The organism is Mesorhizobium sp. LCM 4576 (assembly GCF_001854815.1).
Lineage (GTDB): Bacteria > Pseudomonadota > Alphaproteobacteria > Rhizobiales > Rhizobiaceae > Mesorhizobium > Mesorhizobium plurifarium.
This window is the reverse complement of the sequence record NZ_MDDT01000011.1, coordinates 83009-103485: the sequence shown is the minus strand read 5'-3', so window position 1 is coordinate 103485 and position 20477 is coordinate 83009. Positions and strand designations below refer to the sequence as shown.

The 20477-nt window shown below is 64.2% G+C and carries 21 protein-coding genes; 11 read left to right on the top strand and 10 right to left on the bottom strand.

Annotated features, from left to right (window positions below):
• Positions 1-82 precede the first annotated feature (82 nt).
• Both LCM4576_RS34475 and LCM4576_RS05365 read right to left on the bottom strand, forming a co-directional pair.
• Complete coding sequence (locus LCM4576_RS34475; RefSeq protein ID WP_083361321.1) at positions 83-391, bottom strand: hypothetical protein; 309 nt, start codon at positions 389-391, stop codon at positions 83-85.
• A gap of 129 nt (positions 392-520) precedes the next feature.
• Positions 521-715 (bottom strand): hypothetical protein, encoded by a 195-nt coding sequence (locus tag LCM4576_RS05365; protein WP_040980570.1) that lies wholly within the window; start codon positions 713-715, stop codon positions 521-523.
• Between the two features lie 322 nt (positions 716-1037).
• Between LCM4576_RS05365 and LCM4576_RS05360 the strand changes: the two genes are divergently transcribed.
• Together LCM4576_RS05360 and LCM4576_RS05355 are read left to right on the top strand one after the other, a co-directional pair.
• Positions 1038-1451, top strand: coding sequence for a low affinity iron permease family protein (locus LCM4576_RS05360; protein ID WP_071030876.1), 414 nt, complete (start codon positions 1038-1040; stop codon positions 1449-1451).
• A gap of 160 nt (positions 1452-1611) precedes the next feature.
• Positions 1612-1851, top strand: a complete 240-nt coding sequence (locus tag LCM4576_RS05355; RefSeq protein ID WP_071030875.1) for a hypothetical protein — start codon at positions 1612-1614, stop codon at positions 1849-1851.
• Between the two features lie 411 nt (positions 1852-2262).
• Here the strand turns inward: LCM4576_RS05355 and LCM4576_RS05350 are convergent, their stop codons facing one another.
• Positions 2263-3699, bottom strand: coding sequence for an MFS transporter (locus tag LCM4576_RS05350; protein ID WP_071030874.1), 1437 nt, complete (start codon positions 3697-3699; stop codon positions 2263-2265).
• Positions 3700-3832: 133 nt separating this feature from the next.
• Between LCM4576_RS05350 and LCM4576_RS05345 the strand changes: the two genes are divergently transcribed.
• Positions 3833-4762: a LysR family transcriptional regulator gene (locus tag LCM4576_RS05345; RefSeq protein ID WP_071030873.1), complete on the top strand. Its 930-nt coding sequence runs from the start codon at positions 3833-3835 to the stop codon at positions 4760-4762.
• Positions 4763-6806: 2044 nt separating this feature from the next.
• Here the strand turns inward: LCM4576_RS05345 and LCM4576_RS05340 are convergent.
• The gene (locus LCM4576_RS05340) at positions 6807-7739 is read right to left on the bottom strand and encodes a hypothetical protein (RefSeq protein ID WP_041009426.1); all 933 of its coding nucleotides are present in this window, start codon (positions 7737-7739) and stop codon (positions 6807-6809) included.
• Between the two features lie 235 nt (positions 7740-7974).
• Between LCM4576_RS05340 and LCM4576_RS05335 the strand changes: the two genes are divergently transcribed.
• From LCM4576_RS05335 to LCM4576_RS05320, 4 genes are all read left to right on the top strand, one after another.
• Positions 7975-8196, top strand: a complete 222-nt coding sequence (locus LCM4576_RS05335; protein WP_040980562.1) for a hypothetical protein — start codon at positions 7975-7977, stop codon at positions 8194-8196.
• 386 nt (positions 8197-8582) lie between these two features.
• A complete protein-coding gene (locus LCM4576_RS05330) occupies positions 8583-9140 on the top strand; it encodes a RidA family protein (protein WP_407067359.1) in 558 nt (185 codons plus the stop codon).
• Positions 9141-9226: 86 nt separating this feature from the next.
• Positions 9227-9448, top strand: coding sequence for an alkylphosphonate utilization protein (locus LCM4576_RS05325; RefSeq protein WP_071030872.1), 222 nt, complete (start codon positions 9227-9229; stop codon positions 9446-9448).
• A gap of 344 nt (positions 9449-9792) precedes the next feature.
• Positions 9793-11787: an acyltransferase family protein gene (locus LCM4576_RS05320; RefSeq protein ID WP_071030871.1), complete on the top strand. Its 1995-nt coding sequence runs from the start codon at positions 9793-9795 to the stop codon at positions 11785-11787.
• A 48-nt stretch (positions 11788-11835) separates the two neighbouring features.
• Here the strand turns inward: LCM4576_RS05320 and LCM4576_RS05315 are convergent, their stop codons facing one another.
• The gene (locus LCM4576_RS05315) at positions 11836-12189 is read right to left on the bottom strand and encodes a cupin domain-containing protein (protein WP_040981000.1); all 354 of its coding nucleotides are present in this window, start codon (positions 12187-12189) and stop codon (positions 11836-11838) included.
• A gap of 312 nt (positions 12190-12501) precedes the next feature.
• Positions 12502-14511, bottom strand: a complete 2010-nt coding sequence (locus LCM4576_RS05310) for an AI-2E family transporter (protein WP_083361320.1) — start codon at positions 14509-14511, stop codon at positions 12502-12504.
• 253 nt (positions 14512-14764) lie between these two features.
• Here LCM4576_RS05310 and LCM4576_RS05305 point away from each other — a divergent pair, with 253 nt between their 5' ends.
• The 4 genes from LCM4576_RS05305 (at position 14765) to LCM4576_RS05290 (ending at position 17446) form a co-directional block, all read left to right on the top strand.
• Positions 14765-15082 (top strand): hypothetical protein, encoded by a 318-nt coding sequence (locus tag LCM4576_RS05305; RefSeq protein ID WP_071030993.1) that lies wholly within the window; start codon positions 14765-14767, stop codon positions 15080-15082.
• Positions 15083-15178: 96 nt separating this feature from the next.
• Positions 15179-15598, top strand: a complete 420-nt coding sequence (locus LCM4576_RS05300; protein ID WP_131803218.1) for a hypothetical protein — start codon at positions 15179-15181, stop codon at positions 15596-15598.
• A gap of 127 nt (positions 15599-15725) precedes the next feature.
• A complete protein-coding gene (locus LCM4576_RS05295) occupies positions 15726-16034 on the top strand; it encodes a hypothetical protein (protein ID WP_071030991.1) in 309 nt (102 codons plus the stop codon).
• A 146-nt stretch (positions 16035-16180) separates the two neighbouring features.
• The gene (locus tag LCM4576_RS05290) at positions 16181-17446 is read left to right on the top strand and encodes a DUF763 domain-containing protein (protein ID WP_071030869.1); all 1266 of its coding nucleotides are present in this window, start codon (positions 16181-16183) and stop codon (positions 17444-17446) included.
• 111 nt (positions 17447-17557) lie between these two features.
• Here LCM4576_RS05290 and LCM4576_RS05285 read toward each other — a convergent pair whose 3' ends face one another.
• The 4 genes from LCM4576_RS05285 to LCM4576_RS05275 form a co-directional block, all read right to left on the bottom strand.
• Positions 17558-17794 (bottom strand): hypothetical protein, encoded by a 237-nt coding sequence (locus tag LCM4576_RS05285; RefSeq protein WP_071030868.1) that lies wholly within the window; start codon positions 17792-17794, stop codon positions 17558-17560.
• The gene (locus LCM4576_RS36245) at positions 17791-18129 is read right to left on the bottom strand and encodes a hypothetical protein (RefSeq protein WP_131803217.1); all 339 of its coding nucleotides are present in this window, start codon (positions 18127-18129) and stop codon (positions 17791-17793) included. Before LCM4576_RS36245 ends, LCM4576_RS05285 begins: the two co-directional genes overlap by 4 nt.
• Before the next feature lie 270 nt (positions 18130-18399).
• A complete protein-coding gene (locus LCM4576_RS05280; RefSeq protein ID WP_071030867.1) occupies positions 18400-18996 on the bottom strand; it encodes a DUF6456 domain-containing protein in 597 nt (198 codons plus the stop codon).
• A gap of 200 nt (positions 18997-19196) precedes the next feature.
• A complete protein-coding gene (locus tag LCM4576_RS05275; protein ID WP_071030866.1) occupies positions 19197-19997 on the bottom strand; it encodes a GcrA family cell cycle regulator in 801 nt (266 codons plus the stop codon).
• Between the last annotated feature and the right edge of the window lie 480 nt (positions 19998-20477).

The window sequence follows — 20477 nt, the reverse complement described above, 5'->3', positions numbered from 1 at the left end:
CCTCCATTCGGCATGAAAAATCCGGTCCGGCTTGAGCATCATTGCCCACGTGCAGGACCGGATTTTTACGATACGCGGTATCTTAATAGTCGGAGCCRCTCTCGACGACTACCGGACGATGATGATGCCKGTGAATGGAACTTGTGACGACGACCGTATYGTCACGGCGGTGATGGCGGTGACGCCAGGCGCGCTCGCCATTGTCATAGAAGGCGACGGTGCCGTGACGGCGATGATGCAGGCGGTGGCCCTCGTCATTGATGACGACTGTCGGCCGGTGGTGATAGTAATGCCGGTGATGTGTCCTGATCACGACATCGGCCTCCGCCGCCGAGGCGACGGCGGGCGCGGCGACACAGAGTGCCAAAGCAGCAAGAAGCACTGTTTTCATTGCTCTATTCCTCAATCCTGAATTGTCCCTTCGCCGGATTAAACCGCTGTTCRCCGCTTTGGTTCCGGGCGGTTGTGCGCCCCGACCCCCGCTCTTATGCGAGCGAGCCGGTGCGGCCGGCAAGCGGGCTCAGCCGCCCCGCCGGCGCCGAAGGGCGACATATCTCAGATAGGTTGCGGCCGCGGCGTCGCAGGCGCGGCGCCCGCCGCCATTCGCCTCGATCATTGTCTTGGCCAGCTGTGGCGGCAGGCCGTATTTGCTGGCGAAGAAGGCCGGCTCGTATGGCTGGTCTTCGGCATCGTCCGTCGGTCTTTCGAGGTTCATGAGTGCTCCTTGTCGGCGGCGCGATAAAATTGGCGCGCTTGCCAATGCGGAGTCCTGGCTTTGGTTGCCGCGCTCGGGCCTCTTCGCAGAACGGTCCGACTTCAGTCGGATTGGGTTTTCAGACCGTCGCCCGATCGGCGGAACGAAGGGGGTTCGACGCTCGTTTGCCGGCATCGAATCCGCAGCTTCACGGCTGCCGACCGGAGCAACGGACATGAATGACGACCGCAACAGTGTTCTGGAGGCGCGCTGGCTTCTGGCCGTGCCGGCCTCGATGCTGCTCACCGTGCTGATTGCCGGGTTATTGCTTGGGTAGGCGGCGATTAACCGTCTTCTTTTTCGCGCCGCCGATTTCCTGTCACGCCCGCCCGGCTTCTACGCTATGGTCGTTGCCATGGTGGCCTGCACGCTCCTGGTGCCGTTCGGCCTGACCAATGTCGTGACTTATGCGTTATCGGTGGCGGCCATCATCATCACTGGCGTTGTCCTTATCCAGGGCTACCGCGACACGGCAGCCATCCATGCCAAGCTCGACGAGATCGTCATCGCACTTCGCCAGACGCGCAACGACGTGATCGGGCTCGAGCATGCGGAGCCGCATGAGATCAAATCCAARCTGACGGAGCTGGAAATGGAGGCCCATCGCCTTGCGGCACATGAAAGCCTGAGCGACGCGATGAGTGAAGCCGGAGCCGCGGTGGGTGGGGTTCGTTGGGGTAGCCGAGGCTCCGGCTGAAGGCGGAATGGGCACCGCCGCCAGGCAAAGATAGACCTCACCAGCGACGGCGAAATTACGCGATCACGGAAGCATTAAACTTCGAAAACCATCCCGACGCATTGCTACCACCCGGGTCGATTGGAACAAACGCTCGACGTCGCCGTTTGCGGGGATGGTTATGTTCGCACCCCTCGACATGCACGGCGAGAAGCGGGCCGATCTCCACCGGGCGGCAAGGCTGTCGATGCTTCATGACCGCGTGGTGAAACGCTTCGACAAGGTCGACCATTCCGCCGATGCCGTCGAGGTGGCCGCGGTCGCTTTCGTCGAAGCCACCCATCGACCGACCATCTTCATTGCGCCATTCCGGCCAGACGGGAAGCCGCAAACGGAGGCTGGYTGGACGCTCGGGCTGTGAGATAGCATGAATTGGTCAGTGGGGCCGCGCGTTGCGTTCCCTGGCCAGATCGCGGGTCCTCAACGCGGCGTAGACCGCCTCGCGGTCCCCACGATATCGCCCCAGCAATCTCATTGCCTCGTCCCGTTCCAGACGCCCGAGCTTCATCATGAAGCGAAGCTCACATTCCGGAATCGAAGGCTGAGCTTCCCGCCGCCGCCATGTTCCATACATCGCTTTGACCTTCCTGCCACGCCAACTCGACAGTCTGGCAGAACCCGCCAATCGTCCCGCCTGTCGAGACGTTGTATAGCCCCGCCATGCACTGACCTCAGTGACACTGCCCACACTTCCCGGTTCTGACACGTTAGCGATGTCCCCCACCCGCCCCAGTCCGCATCCTGTTCCAGAGTCGCAGGCGACCAGCGGAGATCAGGCGCGCCGGTGCTCTCTCCAACGGCCAGCAAATGCAATCGTCATCACCGCCGCCACCAACCCCGCTGCGACGGCAAAGGTCAGTCCCATCCCATGCGCGACAGCTTCTGGCGCCGCGCTTGTGACATCCTTCGTGCCGACGGCGAAGACGAATACCGCGCCCATCACCGCCGTGCCGGTGACGAGGCCGAGATTGCGCGAGAGGCTCAGCATGCCCGACACCACGCCGCGCTCGTTCTTGTCGACATCGGCCATGACGGCCGTGTTGTTGGCCGCCTGGAAGAGCTGGTAGCCGGGCGTGAGCAGGATGATCGCCGCCAAGTAGCCGGYGACGCCGAAGAGGCCTGGCAGCCAAGCCAACGCAACACAGCCAGCGGCCATCATCGCCAGGCCGGCGAGCACCATTGCCGCCGCGCCAAGACGGTCAACGACGCGCCCGGCAATAACGCCGCATAGCGCCGAGACGGCCGGGCCGATCGACAGGACAGCGCCCGCGGCCGCCTCGCCGAGGCCCAGCGCCCGCGACAGGAAGAACGGGCCGACGACCAGCGTCGCCATCATCACCGTCGAGACCAGCGCGTTCATGGCGAGGCTGGGCGCCAGCACCGGGTCGCGCAGCAGCGCGAGCTTGACCAGGGGCGACTCCACCTTGGCCTCGGCGACAACAAACAGCGCCGCGCCAGCAATTGCCCCGCCGAGCAGCGTCATGTTCAGGCCGCCGAAATGACCGCGCCCCACGGTCATGGACAACGCGTAAGACGCAAGCGTGGCGGCGAGCAACAGCGTGCCAAGCATATCGAAGCGTCCCCTCGCCTTGCCACGGACGGTGACCATGCCCGTGGCTTCGCCGGCTGGCAGAAAGCGCCAGGCGGCAAGCATCGCAAGGGTGCCGAGCGCGGCGTTGACGAGGAAGATCGAGCGCCAGCCGAAAGCGGCGATCAGCACGCCGCCGAGCGAAGGCCCGAGCGCCGTGCCGATCGCCGACATGGTGCCGAGCAGACCCATGGCGCTGCCGGTGCGTTCCTTCGGCACCGTCTCGCCGACGAAAGCGATCGTCAGCGCCATCATCACCRCCGCGCCCAACCCTTGCGCGGCGCGGGCGGCAATCAGCAGCGCCAGCGATGGCGCGAGCGCCGCGGCAAACGAGGCGACGCCGAACAGCGCCAAGCCTACAATCAGCAGCAACCGGCGGCCGACGAGGTCGCCGAGACGCCCAACGCTGACAATCAACGCGGTAATGGCGAGCAGATAGGCGAGCACCACCCATTGCACCGCCGCAAAGGAGGCGGCGAAGGCCACGCTCAGCGTCGGCAGCGCGACATTGGCGATGCTGGTGGCGAGCGAGGAGACGAGCATGGCAAGCGACAGGCTGGCCAGCGCGCCCGCCGTCGAATGGTGTGCGGGCGCGGCGCGGGTTTCGGCAATGTCGGCCATGATTCTTCTCCGTCGGTTGAGACTTGCCGGGGAAGATAAGCGCGCAGATATCATGGCGGAACGCGCAACATTTGCACTTGATCAGTGCACCAAACGCCATGCCTTCTTGACAGATCCGTGCTATGGTCGCGCCATGTTGCGACCCGATCTCAACCTGCTCGTCACGCTGGATGTGCTGCTTGCCGAAGGCAGCGTCGCCCAAGCCGCGCGGCGCCTGAAGCTCAGCCCTTCGGCGATGAGCCGTGCTCTGGCGAGGCTGCGCGCGGCGACCGGCGATCCGCTTCTGGTGCGCGCCGGGCGCGGCCTGGTGCCGACGCCGCGCGCCGTCGAACTCGGCGCTGAGGTCGGCCGGCTGGTGAAGGAGGCGGAAGCGGTGCTGCGGCCCGCCGAGCGGCTCGACCTCGCGAGGCTCGACCGCAGCTTCACGCTCCGCAACAGCGACGGTTTCGTCGAGAATTTCGGCCCGGCGCTGCTGGCCCGCGTGGCTGAGGAAGCGCCGGGCGTGCAATTGCGCTTCGTGCCCAAGCCCGACAAGGACAGCGGCCCGATGCGCGAAGGCGCGGTCGATCTGGAGACCGGCGTGGTCGGCCGTTCGACCGGTCCGGAAGTGCGCGCGCAGGCGCTGTTCCGCGACCGCTTCGTCGGCGTCGTGCGCGCCGGCCATCCGTTAAGCGAAGGCCGCATTACCGCCGCCCGCTTCGCCGCCGGCCGGCACGTATTGATCTCGCGTCGGGGCCTCGACCGCGGCCCGGTGGACGACGCCTTGGAACTCGTCGGGCTGACTCGGAAGGTCACCACCGTGGTCGGCGGCTTTRCAGAGGCGCTGGCATTGGCGCGCGGCTCCGACCTCATCRCCACCGTGCCGGAGCGCTATACCGGCACCCTGCGCGGCGGGCTGTTCACCTTCACGCTGCCGGTGAAGCTCGCCGCGCTGACGATCTCGCTCTTATGGCATCCGAGGCTCGAGGCCGACCCGGCTCATCGCTGGCTGCGCGGGCTGGTGAAGGRGGTGTGTCGCCATTCCTCTCCCCCATTCCACGGGGGCGAGAAGCCCATGCCCTGATACGCGCCGCAACACCACCGAACCAACCGCGCTTCAGCGCGATATCGGTATAATATTAGCAATCACCAATGTATATTGATGTACGCAGAAAAACCGTGTCTGTCGTGGAACCCGCGGCACGGTCAGCGCGTTGCCGGGCGCCTGTGAAACGGCCGGAGGCTCTCTTTGAGCGAATTCAGGAAGTTCGCCTGCCCCCGGTGCCTGGGCGCCGGCAAGGTGTTCGAGTGCGAGAAGCAGGTCGCGTCGAACGGCATGTGCTGTTCCTCTGGCGCATTGCGCGACAATTGCCCGGGTCAACGGGCTTCCTGTCAGGCCTGCAACGGAACCGGCCTGCGGGGCTACGGTGCACCCTCTGCCACGGCTGAACCCCAATTGGCTCGCCCGGCACGACGATCAGATCTTGCGCTGAGATAGACGGCGAAGCCGTCGTCGCGATCCATTCGGCCGAGGCCAAGACACCTTTCGAWGCGGCTGAGAAGGCGCTTGGCCAGAAAGTCACCTTGCGTGCCGGCACCGACAGGTGGGTCCGTGTCGTCGACCTCACCGAGCGGCCGCGGCCCGCGAGGCTCAGGCCCGCGATCTTCGAGTTCAGAGCAATTGGACAAAGGAAATAGGCCGGCCGCTTTTGCTCCCCGGCACTTTAGGCGCGTCGCGCTGAACGGATTCCGTCGACGCGCTTTAGCCTTTGTTTTGATGCATGTCGTTTCCCCCAAAAACCGCTGCGCACTTTTGGGCGACATGCCTTAGGCGCCGGCRCCGCCCATCAGCGCTGCGACCAAGGTTGCCAGGAAGACAAGCAGCCCCAATGCGACCCGATCCAGCCATGACCGCCGTCTGGCAAGAACCTCGAACAACCGATTGGTCATCGCAACTTCCCMCATTCGCTGGCGACATTCTATCACGTCTTTCATGAGCGGATCATGAAACGGCTCACAGATGCGCCGGATGTCGCTTTCGAGCGAAACCCGTCGTCGCCGGGCGCCGATGCTGCGCTGCCGAATTGCGCCCAAAAAAAGTCGGGGTCGAAGGAACAAGCCGGCCAGCGAAAAATCTGCTTATTCAAGCGGATAAGCATATATGTGCAGTGCGGCCCGCCGGCCGCTGGAAAAGCCCGGAATTCCGCCATTTCGCGGCCCTTGGGCGTCGCTCCGCCATGGCTTTAAACCGTGCTTCGGGCGCGAAAAGGCGGCTAAAAAAGTGCTTCCAGGCCACATGCCGGCAGCGTTGACAGGACACCGCCCCAATGGCACTGCGCAACCACTGGTCACGCCATGACCGTTGCTGTTGGGGACGGACGGGGTTTCAGCAGCTTGGCGGCGGCGCCGGACGGGCGGGCACCTGCGCAGTGTACCGCCCGCTCCTGGCCAGACTCAGTTTCCAGCGGTTAAGCCTGCTTGCCTGGGACCGCTTCGACCGGCGGCGCGTTCGTCGAATATCAGCTTAGGATCTCAGAACGAGAAGCCAGAGGATGGCGCCGCTGCGGTCACCGCAGAAAGCCTGTCGCGTCTGGCAAGTGTCGGTTTTCGATATGGCTTCTTCATCAGTTGTCTCGGCCCGTCTACGATGAGATCAGGACAGCAACTATGCCCCGCGCTCTCCGCGTCAAGCGATCAGAAATCAGGCAACGAGAAACGAGGCGAGAAGAAATTTGGCCGGCCAGCCGAACGGCGCGCCAGCCAATTGGGAGGCTAAAGCATGTCTCCCGAAAGTGGGAACCGGGATGAAGACATGCGTAAAATCAAAAACCTGAAGCGCATGAAGCGAATCTGAAAGATTGCGACGCGCTTAGAGCGTCAGACCGGGCCTGAGACCCGGATTGCCACGACGCCCGACAGCTTCTCGCGCTTCGACAGCACCGGCTTCCGGTAAGTCTTCCTCTGGATAACCCCTCTTGCCCCAGTTTCGCGCCCGCAACACGCAGCGCGAGCTCAATCCCGTCAAAGAATATTTGCGTTTGGCGTGCGATGAAGGCTGACTGCAACCCGAAAGCATTCGGATCGTAGCTGGCAAGCAACATCCGGCACGGCCCCGGTCAGTGCGGTGGTTAACCGGCGTGCTGCAGCCAGTGGCGGTCGAACAGCTCGAGGACGGCGCGGAATTCGGCCGGCGGGATCTGGATGGCGCCGTCGTCGCTGTAGGCGTCGAGGAATTTGTCAAGCTGGCGATCGACCGCTTCCGGATGTTCCAGGTCGATCCCGAGGCTCGCCAGGTCTGCAGCGATCGAACCGCCGGGCGGCAGGTACCCGCCCCATGTTCCGGCACCTGATGCCGCATCGCGCAGCCGCACCAGCAGGATCCGGGTCAGCGAGGGCTGCGCTTCGGGGCCGATGACGGCGGAGCCGCACATATAGCCRCCGAGCACACTGACCGGCTGTGTCTGCGGGAACAGGCATAGGAAGAACTGCGTGTCGCCGCCGACATCCTTGAGATGCAGATAGAGGCCGCGCTTCGCTGGCATCACCGGGCCGACGAGTTGCAAATGTCCGGTCGGCAAGGTCTCGCCATAGGTGGCCGTCAGCCCATGCGCGCCCGGCCCCGCTTCGATCGACAGGCGGCCCTTGATCATCCGGCCGCGGTAATAGGGCGACCAGGCGCGCGAATAACAGGCATAGGCCCCGGCAAGCCCGGAGCCGAGGCTACGCTCATCATGCCCGGATGCATCGAACTGCATGCCGGCGCGGCGCTCCAGTTCGGCACTGTCGATGCCGTGGCGGGCCACGATCGCGGCGATGAAGGCCGGCAGCTCGCTCTCGGCGATCCAGGCGCCGGGCTGTTCCAGCTCAAGCAACCTCGCCCAGTCGTCGTAGACGCTGATCTGGCGCGGGCGCGCCCGGCCCTGCAGCCATTTGTCGGCGCGGCCGAGATCGAACGCGGTGTTCGGATTGACGGCGCGGAACGCCGCCGCCAGATCCTTGCGGGTCACCGTTCCCAGCAAGGCCGACGTCAGCCTCAGTTTTTGCGCGATGTGCTGCGCCATGCACTTAGCCCCGATGTTTTCGCCGCCTAAGTCTTCGGCGTTCCGGCTGGAATCACCGAGCTTCTCCAATGATCCCGGTTAGCATGCCGGCAAATGGCCTCCATTCCATTTATCCTACTTCCATATGCTAATGTTCCTGGAATTCCAGAGAATTCCACGATGTTCCGCGCACGCGATCTTTGCGGGCGGACAGGCAGCGCTACGGTCGTTTCGGGATGAATACAGGGGAGCTGTCATGAAACTCATTTTATCCGCGCTTGTTATGGCGCTTGCGTTGTCGCAAACCGCCGAAGCCAAAACGAAAATTCCCCCGACCGAGGCAAAGACCGGCACTGAGAAGAGCCGGCCGCTGCTCGATCAGACGGCCACTGGCGGCATCGTGCCTTCGGCGGGCCTGCAGTCGAAGGACGCCGAACCAGGCCAAGCCTATCCGCAGCCGCTGGACCTTCATTTCTAAACCAATCCCGGAAGCCGTGCGCGGCGGTTTTGGTCCGGAGCCGCGTAAGACAAAAGGTAGCCATTCTGGGGGACCCATAGCCGGTTCACCATCCCGGATCGGCGAGGGAGAAGCAGCGGCCGGACGGCCGGACCAACAGCCGCCCCGGCCAGCCTGAGGGCTGGGGGTTGGCGCCGCCGGCGGGGCGGCGCCCGCCCGCGCGGATCGCAGGACCACGGTCCGCGCGGGCTAAAGCATGTCTCCCGAAAGCGGGCCCGGTTTCGGGACAGAGACATGCTTAAAATCAAAAACTTAAAGCAGGTCGCGTGATCCTTTTTCACGCGACCTGCTTTAGGCTTCCAGCCAACCACTCCCCCGATCATTCTTCTTCAGAGCAAAAGCCATTCTTGACGAACGCCCCGCGAACCGGAAAGCTCGGCCTCGGTGCCGCAATGGCGCTGTGCGAGAAGGACCATGCCATGCCGGGTGCCGACGAGAAGCTTGCCGCGCTCGGCATCGTGCTGCCGCCGCCGCTGAAACTGCCGCCGCGCATGGAGCTTCCCTTTCCCTGGGTGAACGTGCGCGGCGACCGCGCCTATATCTCCGGCCACGGACCGCAGGAACCGGATGGCTCGCTCGCCGGGCCGTTCGGCGCCGTCGGCGAGAGCGTGTCGCTGGAAGAAGCGCGGGCATCGGCCCGCAAGGTAGGACTGTCGATGCTCGGCAGCCTGAAACGCGAGCTCGGCAGCCTTGACCGGATCACCGGCTGGTGCCGCGTGCACGGCATGGTCAATTCGGCTTTGCGCTTCACCGAAACGCCGGCGGTGATGAACGGCTTTTCGGACCYCATCCTCGAAGTCTTCGGACCGGAAATCGGCCGCCATGCCCGCACGGCCATCGGCGTCGCCGCCCTCCCTTTGAATTTCCCGGTCGAGATCGAGGCCGAGGTGATGCTTGGGCAGTGAGCCTCCCCCAAGATTTCCAGCCCGCTTGACCAGGCCGTGGTCGGCGCGATACGCGGGCAGGCCATCCAACCAATAAAAGACCCGCCATGACCGACCCTATCGTAAAAGACAGCAACGGCACGCCGCTGAAGGATGGCGACTCCGTGACCCTCATCAAGGACCTCAAGGTCAAGGGCACATCGGAAACGATCAAGCGCGGCACGCTGGTGAAGAACATCCGGCTAAACGGCAATCCCGGCGAGATCGAATGCAACACCAAGCAGGTCAAGGGTCTGGTGCTGAAGACGGAGTTCCTGAAGAAGGYCTGATAGCGGGCCGAGGCTCTGCGATGGGCTATCTAGCATTGCATTTGCGAGCGGCTTGTCCCCGAGCAAGTGCTTGGAAAATGCAAGAGAGGGGATTTCGTAAGGCGCCGCCGCTGCTTTCTTGTAAAGCGCTAACTTTCCTCGTCGACGCTTTTCCCCTCTTTTGCATTTCTGACACTCAAGCTTCGCTAAGGTGTTGAAATCGCTTTCTCGCCCACAAAGGGGAGATATGGCGCTACCTCCCCTTATGTTGCACCGCGTTAGATTTGTTGCATTGCGATATCGTCCCAAAGGGCCGAGGCTTTACCGCAGGCGGGATACGAACGACTATTGCGAGGTTCGTATTCGTGTCAGCATCAGCGCAGGATTTCCGKCCCGATATCGAAGGGTTGCGGGCGCTGGCCGTGGCGGGCGTCATCGCTTTCCACTTCGGCCTGACCGCGCTGCCCGGCGGCTTTGCGGGGGTCGACATCTTCTTCGTCATCTCGGGTTATMTGATCACCCGCCATCTGGTCGCCGAGATCTCCGACACCGRCCGACTTGATCTGTTGCGTTTCTATGCCCGGCGCGCGCGGCGCCTGTTGCCGGCGGCACTTTTCGTCATCGCCGCAACGCTTGCCGCGGGCGCGATCATCCTGTCGCCGGAGGAGCAGGCGCTCTATTCCAAGGGCGCGATGTTCGCCTCGGCCTATATGATCAATCTGTGGCTGATCCGCTGGTCGTTCGACTATTTCGCCAATGACGCCACGAGCAACCCGTTCATCCACTACTGGTCGCTGTCGGTCGAGGAGCAATTCTATCTTGCCTGRCCGGCGCTGCTGATGCTGGCCGCGTGGATGAAACCAGGCAAGCGCGCCATCATTGTTGCCATCGGCATTGTTGGCCTCGTTTCCTTCATCCTCTGCGCCTGGCTGACGAGCGTCTCGCAGCCCTGGGCCTTCTACTTTTCGCCGCTGCGCGCATGGGAATTTGCCGCCGGYGGCCTCGCATCGATGGTGCCGGCGCGGCTATTGCAGGAGCGCCTGCTGCTGGGGCGGGCGTTAAGCCTGGCCGGCCTGACGATGATCGGGGTCGCTTATCTCACCTTCAGCGAGGACGCTCCCTTCCCCGGCTTTCTGGCGCTTCTGCCGGTGGCCGGCACAGTTCTTCTGCTCAAGGCGGGAGCGGCCGGCGCCAGGGACGGCACTCCTCATTCACACAATTCCGGACGGAATTGGGTGAAAGCCGCCCTGGCGCTGCCACCTTTGCAGTGGATCGGCAGGCTCTCCTATTCGCTCTATCTCTGGCATTGGCCGGTCATCGTCTATGCCGGCATGCTGGCGCCGGAACTGACGCCCGCCGAGCGGCTCTCCTGCCTTGCGCTGACGCTGGCGCTAGCTGCCATCAGCTACCACCTCATCGAGAATCCTATCCGTCGCAACGGCTGGCTGATGGCCAATGCGGCGCGGGCGCTGGTGCCGGCCCTCCTCCTGACCGGCACCGGCGTCGCAGCCGCCTATGGCAATGCGAGGCTCGCCGTGCACAACCTCGATGCGGAACAGCGCGTCATCGCCGCGAGCGCCGCCGAACCTTCCACGGCCCGCGCCAAAGCCGGCTGCGTGCAGGACTACGAGACGGTGACGCCGAGGCCTTGCGTATTCGGCGATGGCCATCGTGTCATCGCGCTCTTCGGCGACTCCCACGCAGACCATTGGTCGACGCCGCTAATCGAAGCGGGCCGCAAAAACGGCTACCGGGTGGTGACCTGGCTGAAGAATTCCTGCCGCGCCTCGCGCATCAGCGTCTGGTCGTCCGAGCTCAAGCGCCCCTATGCGGAATGCGACCGCTGGCGCGAACAGGCGATCGCCGGGATCATCCAGGCGAAACCTGCGCTGGTGGTCATCTCGGAGTTGGCGCTGACCAGCGGGCGCAAGATGGCGGGCCGCGCAGGCGACACGGACAGCCAGGACGCCGACTGGCGGGCCGGCCTGCGCTCGACGCTCACCAGCCTGAGCCAGGCCGGCCTCAAGGTCGCCTTCATCCGCGACGTGCCGTTCAACAACGCCAATGTCGACACCTGCGTGGCGCGGGCGCTTTGGCGGAATGAAACGCCCTCGCGCTGCGACCAGACGCGGGCCTATGCCGCCAACGATACCATGGCGGCGGCGGAGCGCGACATCGTCGACAGCATCCCCAACGCAGCTTACGTCGACCTCACCGACCGCTTCTGCAGCGCCACCATTTGCCACGTCTTCATCGACGGCAAGCTCGCCTTCCGCGACCAGCACCATATGGCGACGCCCTTCGCGGAATCGCTGGAGCCGGAGATGGAGGAGAGGGTGATTTCGAAGGTGGGACGGTAGGGTGCCTCCTGTCTCCTCCCTTGTGGGGGAGATAAGGGCGCCGCGCCCTCACCCCACCACAACGACGAAATGCTTGGTCACCGGCTCGAGGATTTTCCAGGTGCCCTTGAAGTCAGCCTCGACCACGAAAGCATCGCCGGGGCCGACCTCGACCGGCTCGCCGCCGTCGGGCGTGATGATGATGCGGCCGGCGATCATGTGGACGAATTCATAGTCGGTGTAGGTGGCGTGGTAGGTGCCGGGCGAGGCGCGCCAGGTGCCGGACATCACCTTGCCGTCCTCGGTGGTGTGCTGGACGGCAGTCTGCATGGTGGGGGACCCCTCGACCACGACCCAACCAGGCAGGTCGCCGGCATCGGCATGTTCGACGGGGCCGAATTTGAGAATGGTGGGTCTGGTCATCGCATGCTCCTGGGTTCGCTGGAATTGGCTGACGACGCATAGCCGATGACGGCAGCGGCTGCACGTGACGATGCGACAATGGCATGCAAAGCGGCGACGGGTTGCGATGACCGAGGCGTTCGCCGGGCAGTTGAATATCCGGTCCCGCTTCGGGACGGGCATCTGTCTTGCTCCGAACAGATTGTCGGTATCTTCCCGCTGGCCCCGGTCGGGGATCAGGTCTTAATCCCGCGGGCCTGTGGCTTTCGGGATCGGGGTAGGCCTGGCGAATTTTCTTCTGCACCGTCTGCCGACTGGCTGGCGCCCCCGCCTTCACTCCGCGGCTTGCAACTGCTTTCGGCGCGCCGGCTGACGGCGGCGGTGGGCTGGTTTCAGCGTGACGGCGGCCCTTTTGGACAGCGCCCCAGTCACCGCCTCGACCATGCCGAAGGCGGCGAAGTCCGCGTTCATGGTGGCGGCGAGCTCTGCCGCCCGCTCGGCGTCGTCATTGCCGACCTCCGACCAGAGCACGATGCCGACGCGCAGCTTCGGCTTGATGCGCTTCAACCTGCGCACCATGAAGCGGCCGTGCTTGGTGGACTGACGGTTGAGGAAGCCGATGACGACGCAGTCGACGGCCGCGAGATCAAGATGGCGGATCGCCGAGGCTTCGAGGTCGGCGAAGCTTGCGCGGCTCGCTTCAGCGCCCTGCACCTCGAGCACCTGCGCCAGCATGGCGGCGGCGGCATCGTCGAGCTCGCCGCGGCCGCCGGCGCAAAGCACGGCAATGCCTGAACCGTCCGGCAGATCGACTTCCTCCTCGTCGGCTTCGCCGGACTTGTCGTCCGGCGTCTTTTCGACAGCGGTCTTTTCGGAAGCTTTGCCTTCCTCCGCCTTGGCGGCCTCCTGATCCTCTTCCTCCTCGGCTTCCTGCTGGGCGCTATCGTCAAGGTTGGCGACGAGCGTCATAGCACTGTCGGCGACCTGCCTGCGCTGCTCCGCATCCATGACGCCGCGCTCGCGGTCCTGCTCGCCAAGCAGCAGAGCCGGGATCGCCACCTTGCTGTAGAATTCGAACAGATACTTGTCTTCCAGCATCTCCTCGGCGTGGTCGGTGGCCTCTTCCGGATCGCCGGCCAGCAGCCGCTGGTAGAGCCTTGCATGTGGCTCCAGCACAGGCTCATTGCCGAACAGCACATCGAGGAATTCGAATTGYGGCACGTGTCGACCGAGCACCACCAGGCAGACTGTGAGCGGCGTCGAAAGCACCAGGCCAATCGGCCCCCACAGCCAGGTCCAGAAGATCGCCGCCACGATGATGGCCAAAGGCGAGAGCCCGGTATGCGAGCCATAGAGCCAAGGTTCGATGACATTGCCGGTGATGAGCTCCACGACGACGAACAGTGCGACTGTCCACAAGAGCAGCGACCAGCCCGGCGCCACCGCCAAAGCGAGGAACAGCGGCAGCAGCGCGCCGACGATCGGCCCGATATAGGGAACAAAGCGCAGCGCCAGCGCCAGGAGGCCCCAGAGCAGCGCGTTGGGGATGCCCAGCACCCAGAGCCCTATGGTGATGGGCACGGCATAGATAGCGTTCACCACCAACTGCATCAGCAGATACTGGCCGACGCGTTTGYCGGCATCCTGGAGTGCCTGCGTGGTGCGGTGGAGATCGCCATAGCCGACCAGCCGGATGAAGCGGTCGCGCAGGTCCTCGCGCTCCATCAGCATGAAGATGACGACGATGACGACGAGGCCGGCGGAACTGAGCGGGCTGATYAGCGGGCCGACAAGGTTCTGCAGCACTTCGAGCGGCTTTTCATGCGAAACGACCTCGACCGGGATCGGATCGCGCTTCGGCGCCTCGGCGGCCGAAGGCAATTGCGGCTCCTGGCGATCGATCTCCTGGCCCACCCGCTCGATGACGCCACTCAGGCGCGAGATGATGCCGCCGCCGAGGCCGTTTTCCTTGAGCGCGCGAACCTTGGTCAGGATGTTTATCTGATAGACGGGGATGTTCTGCGCGAGATCACTGACCTGAGTGGCGATGACGAAGGAGAACAGCGACAGCGCGGCAAATGCGCCGGCGACGCTGGCGATGACCGCCGCGATGCGCGGGATGCCGAGGCGCTTCAGCCAGGACACGACAGGGGCGATGGCGAAGGTCAGGAGCAGCGCAACGGCGATCGGCAGGAACACCTCGCGCCCGAAATAGAGCGCGGCGACCGCGGTAACGACGCTCGCGACGGTCGGCAGCGCCGTGCGCGGATGCCCCCTGGAAGCGGCGAGCAAGCTCGCCAGCCGCGGCTCCGTTACCCCATTCCGATGACTGGCCGCCACCATCGAGCCTCCCTGCTGCCTGGCAATGATCARAGATATTTCGCCGGCGTGCAACGCGCAGAGGGCTGGTCGGTTGCAGATGCACTAATAATATTCGGGGCCATCGCCTTACGGGGAACGAGCAGCGCCAGATCAGATGTCTGGCGCCCTGGCATGTGCCTTGTCCAAGGGTGGCAAGTTGACGGTTTTCGGAACACGAATTGCCCGAAACCGTTGTTTTGTCGAAGGGGCGTTCTTGAACCTCAAGGAGGCAGCGATGAAAAAGCTTCTGCTTGCTTCGATGATCGCCATCGCCTCGGCGTTCGCGATCGCGCCGGCCAGCGCGGCCAGCGTGCAACTCGGCATCGGCGTCGGTCCGSGCTATGATGACGGCTATTACAACGACTATGGCGGATACTATCCTCACCGCTATTATCGCCATGTCTACAATGACGACTACGACAATGGCGACTACGTGGTGCGCTATCATCACCGCCGCCATCATTGCCGCACCGAACTGGTGACCCACTGGCGCCACCACCACCGCGTGGTGGAAGAAGTGCGCGTGTGCGGTAACGGCTACGGCGGCTACTAAGTCGTCCAGGTTGAATAGCGCGGAACGGCTTTCGCTCGCTCCGCGCTATCGTGCGGCATGTGCGCGGACCGCTTCGAGCGCTCACGAAGCCTTCAAATGTTGCTGATTGTGCGTGGCGGCGCAATTTTTTCGGCGCGCCGCACGTTATCATGGATGAACCTTCAGGAGGTTACCATGAAAAAGTTGCTGTTTGCCTCGGTAATCGCCCTCGCCTCGGCAGTTGCCATTGCCGCGCCAGCGAATGCTGGCAACGTATTCCTTGGCGGCAGTTACTTCGACTACGGCCCCTTCGGCGATTTTTACGACAGCTACAACCAAGCCCCGGTCTACGGCTCCTATTGGGGCGGCTCATATCTTGATGAGGGGCCCGGTTACGGCCCGGCCTACGGCAACGATGGCAGCAGCTATGTCGCCCCGCCGAACGTCGTGCACGCCCGCCGCCATTGTCGGATCGAAGCGGTGAGAACCGGCAGCCATGACCGCAGGTTCACGCGCGAGGTGCGCGTCTGCAACTAGCGGCATCCGCCGGCGAGAGGCCGGCGCGACTTCACATCCCGGTAATTTTCGCGCGAGGCCAACAGCCACTTGGCAGCTTTTCGGCTTGTAAAGCGTTGTCAATGTGAACCTTCAGGAGGAGGTTGCCATGAAAAAGCTTCTGCTTGCATCTGCAATCGCCATCACGACGGYGGCGGCCACGGTCGCGCCGGCTGACGCGCATTCGCATGTGTTCTTCGGCTTCGGCTTCGCGCCCTTCGGCGGCTATTTGCCGTACTACGGCGGTCCATACTATGGCGGCGGCCCGTATTACGACGATTACTACGACGACTATTATCCCGGCTATGTCGTCGGCTACCCGCACCGGTACCACAGATATTATTACTATCACCACCGGTACCACCACAGGCATTACTACCACCACCGGCATCATCACCGGCTCTACGGGCGCAGGTAGCAGCAGGGGCGGCTGAGGCGCTGGCAGAACAGCGCCCCTCTGCCTGCCGGGCATCTTCCCCACGAGGGGGAGATCAGCGGTTCGTGTGCCTTGCAAATCCCACCCGAAATGCCATCTAAGTCGCCAATCCTGAGGAGAACAAAAAGGTGACGCAGCGAAGCGGCAGCGCCGACCTGCCGCTGCATGGCGGGCGGGTCCCGAAATGGCTGGGCGAGCGCATGACGAAGCTCGGCGCGGTGCTCTGCGAAGCCATCATCCACCATTACGGCCGCGACGAGCTTTTGCGGCGCCTTGCGCATCCCTTCTGGTTCCAGTCCTTCGGCGCCGTGATGGGCATGGACTGGCATTCGTCCGGCATCACCACCTCGGTCATCGGCGCGCTGAAGCGCGGGCTGAACCCGCTCAGCAACGAGCTCGGCATCCATGTCTGCGGCGGACGAGGCGCGCATTCGCGCAAGACGCCGGGCGAATTGCTGGCTATCGGCGACCGCGTCGGCCTCGACGGCGATGCTTTGGCCACCGCCAGCCGGCTCGTCGCCAAGGTCGACAGCGCAGCCCTGCAGGACGGCTACGATCTCTACCTGCACGGCTCCATCGTCGCCGATGACGGGCGCTGGGTGGTGGTGCAGCAAGGCATGAACGGCGACGCCCGCCAGGCGCGCCGCTACCATTGGCTGTCGGAGGGGCTGACGAGCTTCGTCGACCAGCCGCATGCGGCGATCGAGGGCGAGACGCAAGGCGAGATCGTCAACCTCACCGACCGGCGCGCCGAAAAGGCCCGCGGCGGCCAGGTCGAGCTTCTGAAGACGATGAGCCCGGAAAAGATCCTCACCGAGCTTGCCCTGCTGGAGCCGCAACCCGAACCCGAACCTGCCGCGCAGCCGCTGCTGCCCAACCTCGTCATGCCCGCACATCACGACGTGCGCGAGTCAGACATCGTCATGCGCCGACTGCACGGCAACATCGCCTCGGCCATCGAAAGCGGCCCGAAGGATTTTCCCGAGTTGCTGTTGGTCCCCGGCGTCGGCCCGCGCACGGTGCGGGCGCTGGCCATGGTCTCGGAAGTGGTGCACGGCGCGCCCTACCGCTTCTCCGACCCGGCTCGCTTCTCGCTAGCCCACGGCGGCAAGGACCGCCACCCCTTCCCCGTGCCGCTGAAGGTCTATGACGAGACGATCTCAGTGCTGAAATCGGCGGTGGGGAAGGCAAAGCTCGGGCGAGGTGAAGAGTTGGAGGCATTGAGGCGGCTGGACGGCGAGTCACGGCGCATGGAGCGCTATGTGACGGGGCCGAGCYTGAAGGAGATCGTGGCGGGCGAGATGGACCAGTCGCATCTGCTGGGCGGGCGGAGCGTGTTCGGGTGGGAGAACGCGCCTGACGGCGAACCGAAGCCGCTAAAGAAAGGCGCTTGAGGCCCCTGAAACGGTGTCACGCAAAGCACGCACGTCACTATACGGGGAGAAGGTGCCGGCAGGCGGATGAGGGGCGGCGCCGGACCTCTGCGATTTGATACTTTGCGCGGCTCAGCGATGCTCATGACTCTGCTGACGAACCCAACGCACGACAGCCGCGATCTCAACCACTGGTGCGATCAGCCCACCGAAAAGAACAGCCAAAAGCGGAATTGCGGCGATGCTAGTTCCGGCTGGCTCCGGGCGCTGAGACAGCCAAGCAAGCATGATCGCCTGTCCGAAGGCGAGCAGCACGATCACGAACGATACAAGGACAACCGTGAGATAGGCCAAGGACTGCCTGATCATGGCAACGCCTTCGACACCTTTCCGAGGAAATAATCATAGCGATCGAAGTCAAAGCTAGTTTTGATTTCAACGACGCCGATGAGTCTTTCCGAAAGGCCGGCGTTCAATTCAAACATTCCGTCCAGATCGTCCGAAGCCGGCCTGTCAAGAACGCGCCTGACATTCGCGTCAGCGAGGCCCTRAAGCTCCTCGTCGCCTGCAAGACGTTCGGTTTGGCGATCGTACCATTCCAGATGCCAAACGGCCTGATGTTCGCCGGCCCCTCTCTCCAACAACCGCAYCTCCTCCTCAGGCTCCACATAATGGATCAGCCCCGCCTTTTCGGACGTGACCATAATCCCTGTTCCAGATAGCCAAGGACTTCCCTGGGGTACTCCTCGGAATATTCGTCGGTATCCATGGAGCAGACCACAACGCCTTCGTTCCCTTCCCAGACAAGGATTTTGTCGCCAAGTCGAGCAAGGGTTCCATCGGGGTATTTCATTGGATGCTCATTGCGTTTCGCTGAGAAATTCCAGACCACAGCCAAATACACATGCTGTGTCAATTCGCCCTCTACCGTCTCGGCTTACGGTTAWCCTGCAATCAACGAGCAATCTAAATATTCACCCCGTCCGCCTCCCCATCATACCATAATGTACCGCCAGCAGATCCAGCCCGACCTTCAGCAGCTTAACCACCACATCCCTCCCCTCGCCGCTGCGCTCGGCGACCGCCTTCACCGACTGGCCTTCGAGGCAAATCTTGCGTACCATCTCCGCCACCTCCCAATGGGCGAGCGCGRCCACCGCGTGGGCATGCGCTCGGCCGGCTGAGAGCACGCGGTCGGGGACGCCGCCGCCCACCCGGCCACTGTCGACCCGCTCGCTCCAGGATTGYGGCTGCAGGCCTTCGCGCTGGCTGCGCTCGAAATCGTCGCGAAAGCGTCCTCCGGCCTCGCGCTGCTGGCGGCTGAGCGAGGTGATGCCGGTGAGCGGGTCGACATTGCGCAGGCGCACGATGCCGCCGGTGGAGGTGTAGCCGCCGTTCGACACCTCGTAGACGCGGCGCGCCTCGGCCGTACCAGTGGTGAGGCGCTGGCGGCCGAAGGCGTCCTGCTTCAGCGCAAAGTCATGGCCGACCTCGCGGCGGATGCGCACCTGCTCGGCCTCGCCCTTGGGAAGCTTTGGCGGCTGCGGTCTCTTGGCGGCTTTGCGGGGCATGGGTGATCCTTTGCGAGTGGGTAATTGGAGAGGTCGGCGGGACAGCGCCCTTCTGCCCTGCCGGGCATCTCCCCCGAGCGAGGGAGATTGGCGGTTTCGGCGCCGGCTCTCCCTTTCAACGTTGGCGGTTGGCAGGAGGCGAGGAAGAGAATGATCTCCCGGTTGGGGAGATTAGCGGTGTCGTTTGCCCCTATTCGCGATCACCCTCTACGATGGCCGTGGAATCTTGCATGGTGATGCGCGCAGTAGGAGCGCGTGGCCGATGTCGGCAGGCCGCAGCAGAGCATGTCCGGCCCCAGGTGCGCGCCGACGGGATCGTCTTCCACACCTTCGCGCAGCGCGAGATCGAGCGGCGCGCGACAGCGGCCGAACAGACAGTCGAGGAAGCGCATCGCCGCGACATGCGGCTGGCGGCCGGGGTTTTTCGCGGGCGGCGGCGCCGGGAGCTTGTAGAGATGCGCTTCGGATTTCTGACGCTCGCCTGGGGCGAGCCAGGCCGGAGGCAAGGTGCGCGCGGGTTTGCGGGCTTTGGGTTTCTTGGGCGTGGTGGTAGTGCGGGCTTTGGCGGTGTCCTTTTGCGTAAGGGTGTCATAAGCGGATAGGTCGGCGGGACAGCACCCCCCTCTGTCCTGCCGGACATCTCCCCCGCAAGGGGGGAAATTGGCAGCTTCTGCGCTGGCGCCTTCCACCAATTCGGCATATCTGGAGAGCGCCGCCGGCTCCGAAAGCGTCATCCCTCCAGCCGTCGCCCTACCCCGCCGACCTGGTCGGTTCGGCCGCGCGGCTTTCGTCGGCCTGCCGCCGGCGCGGCCGCCTTTGGGGTTGGCGAAGCCGATGGCGCTCAAGCCGGCGTTGCGGTGGACGATGCCGATGATGGCGTTGCGCGAGACCGGAGCGCCGCGYAGCGCGCTGAAGCGGCCGGCGATGCGCGAGGCCGACAGCCCCTCCTTCAGCAGGGCGGCGATCTCGTCGATTTCCTTCTCGGTGTAGGCGGCTGCCATCGTCTCATTCCAATGATTGCGAAGCGCTTGGGGCGAAGCGCCCGGCTTCAGGCCAAGCGCCAGGGTTCGGCCGCGAGGCCGTTTGGTGATCAGGCCGGCAAAAGTGTTGACGTCAGGCGGCGCCTGGAGCGTTCAAGCGAAGGAGCGCTGCCTCGGCGGCGGTGCGGGTGAGCCCGGACACCGCCCGGCCCGTCACCCTGTCGAACAGGATGACGGTGCCGTCCTCGGTGCGGATGCAGCTTATGCCCGAATTGGCGGCCGGAGCCGGGGGAGGAACGGCTCCGGCCGTTCCGGTGAACCGGGGTGCGGGCGGTTCGACCGGATCCGGGGCGAGCGCCCCGGAATGCGCCCGGACCGGGGAGGAGGACAGTCCGGACGATTGGAATTGATGCGTCGAGGGACGCGCGTTCATGCCGCCTGTCAGCTCTGGGAGGCTCGTGGGCGGCGCAGGAATCACGGGCAGTGCGGAAATGCTTGCGG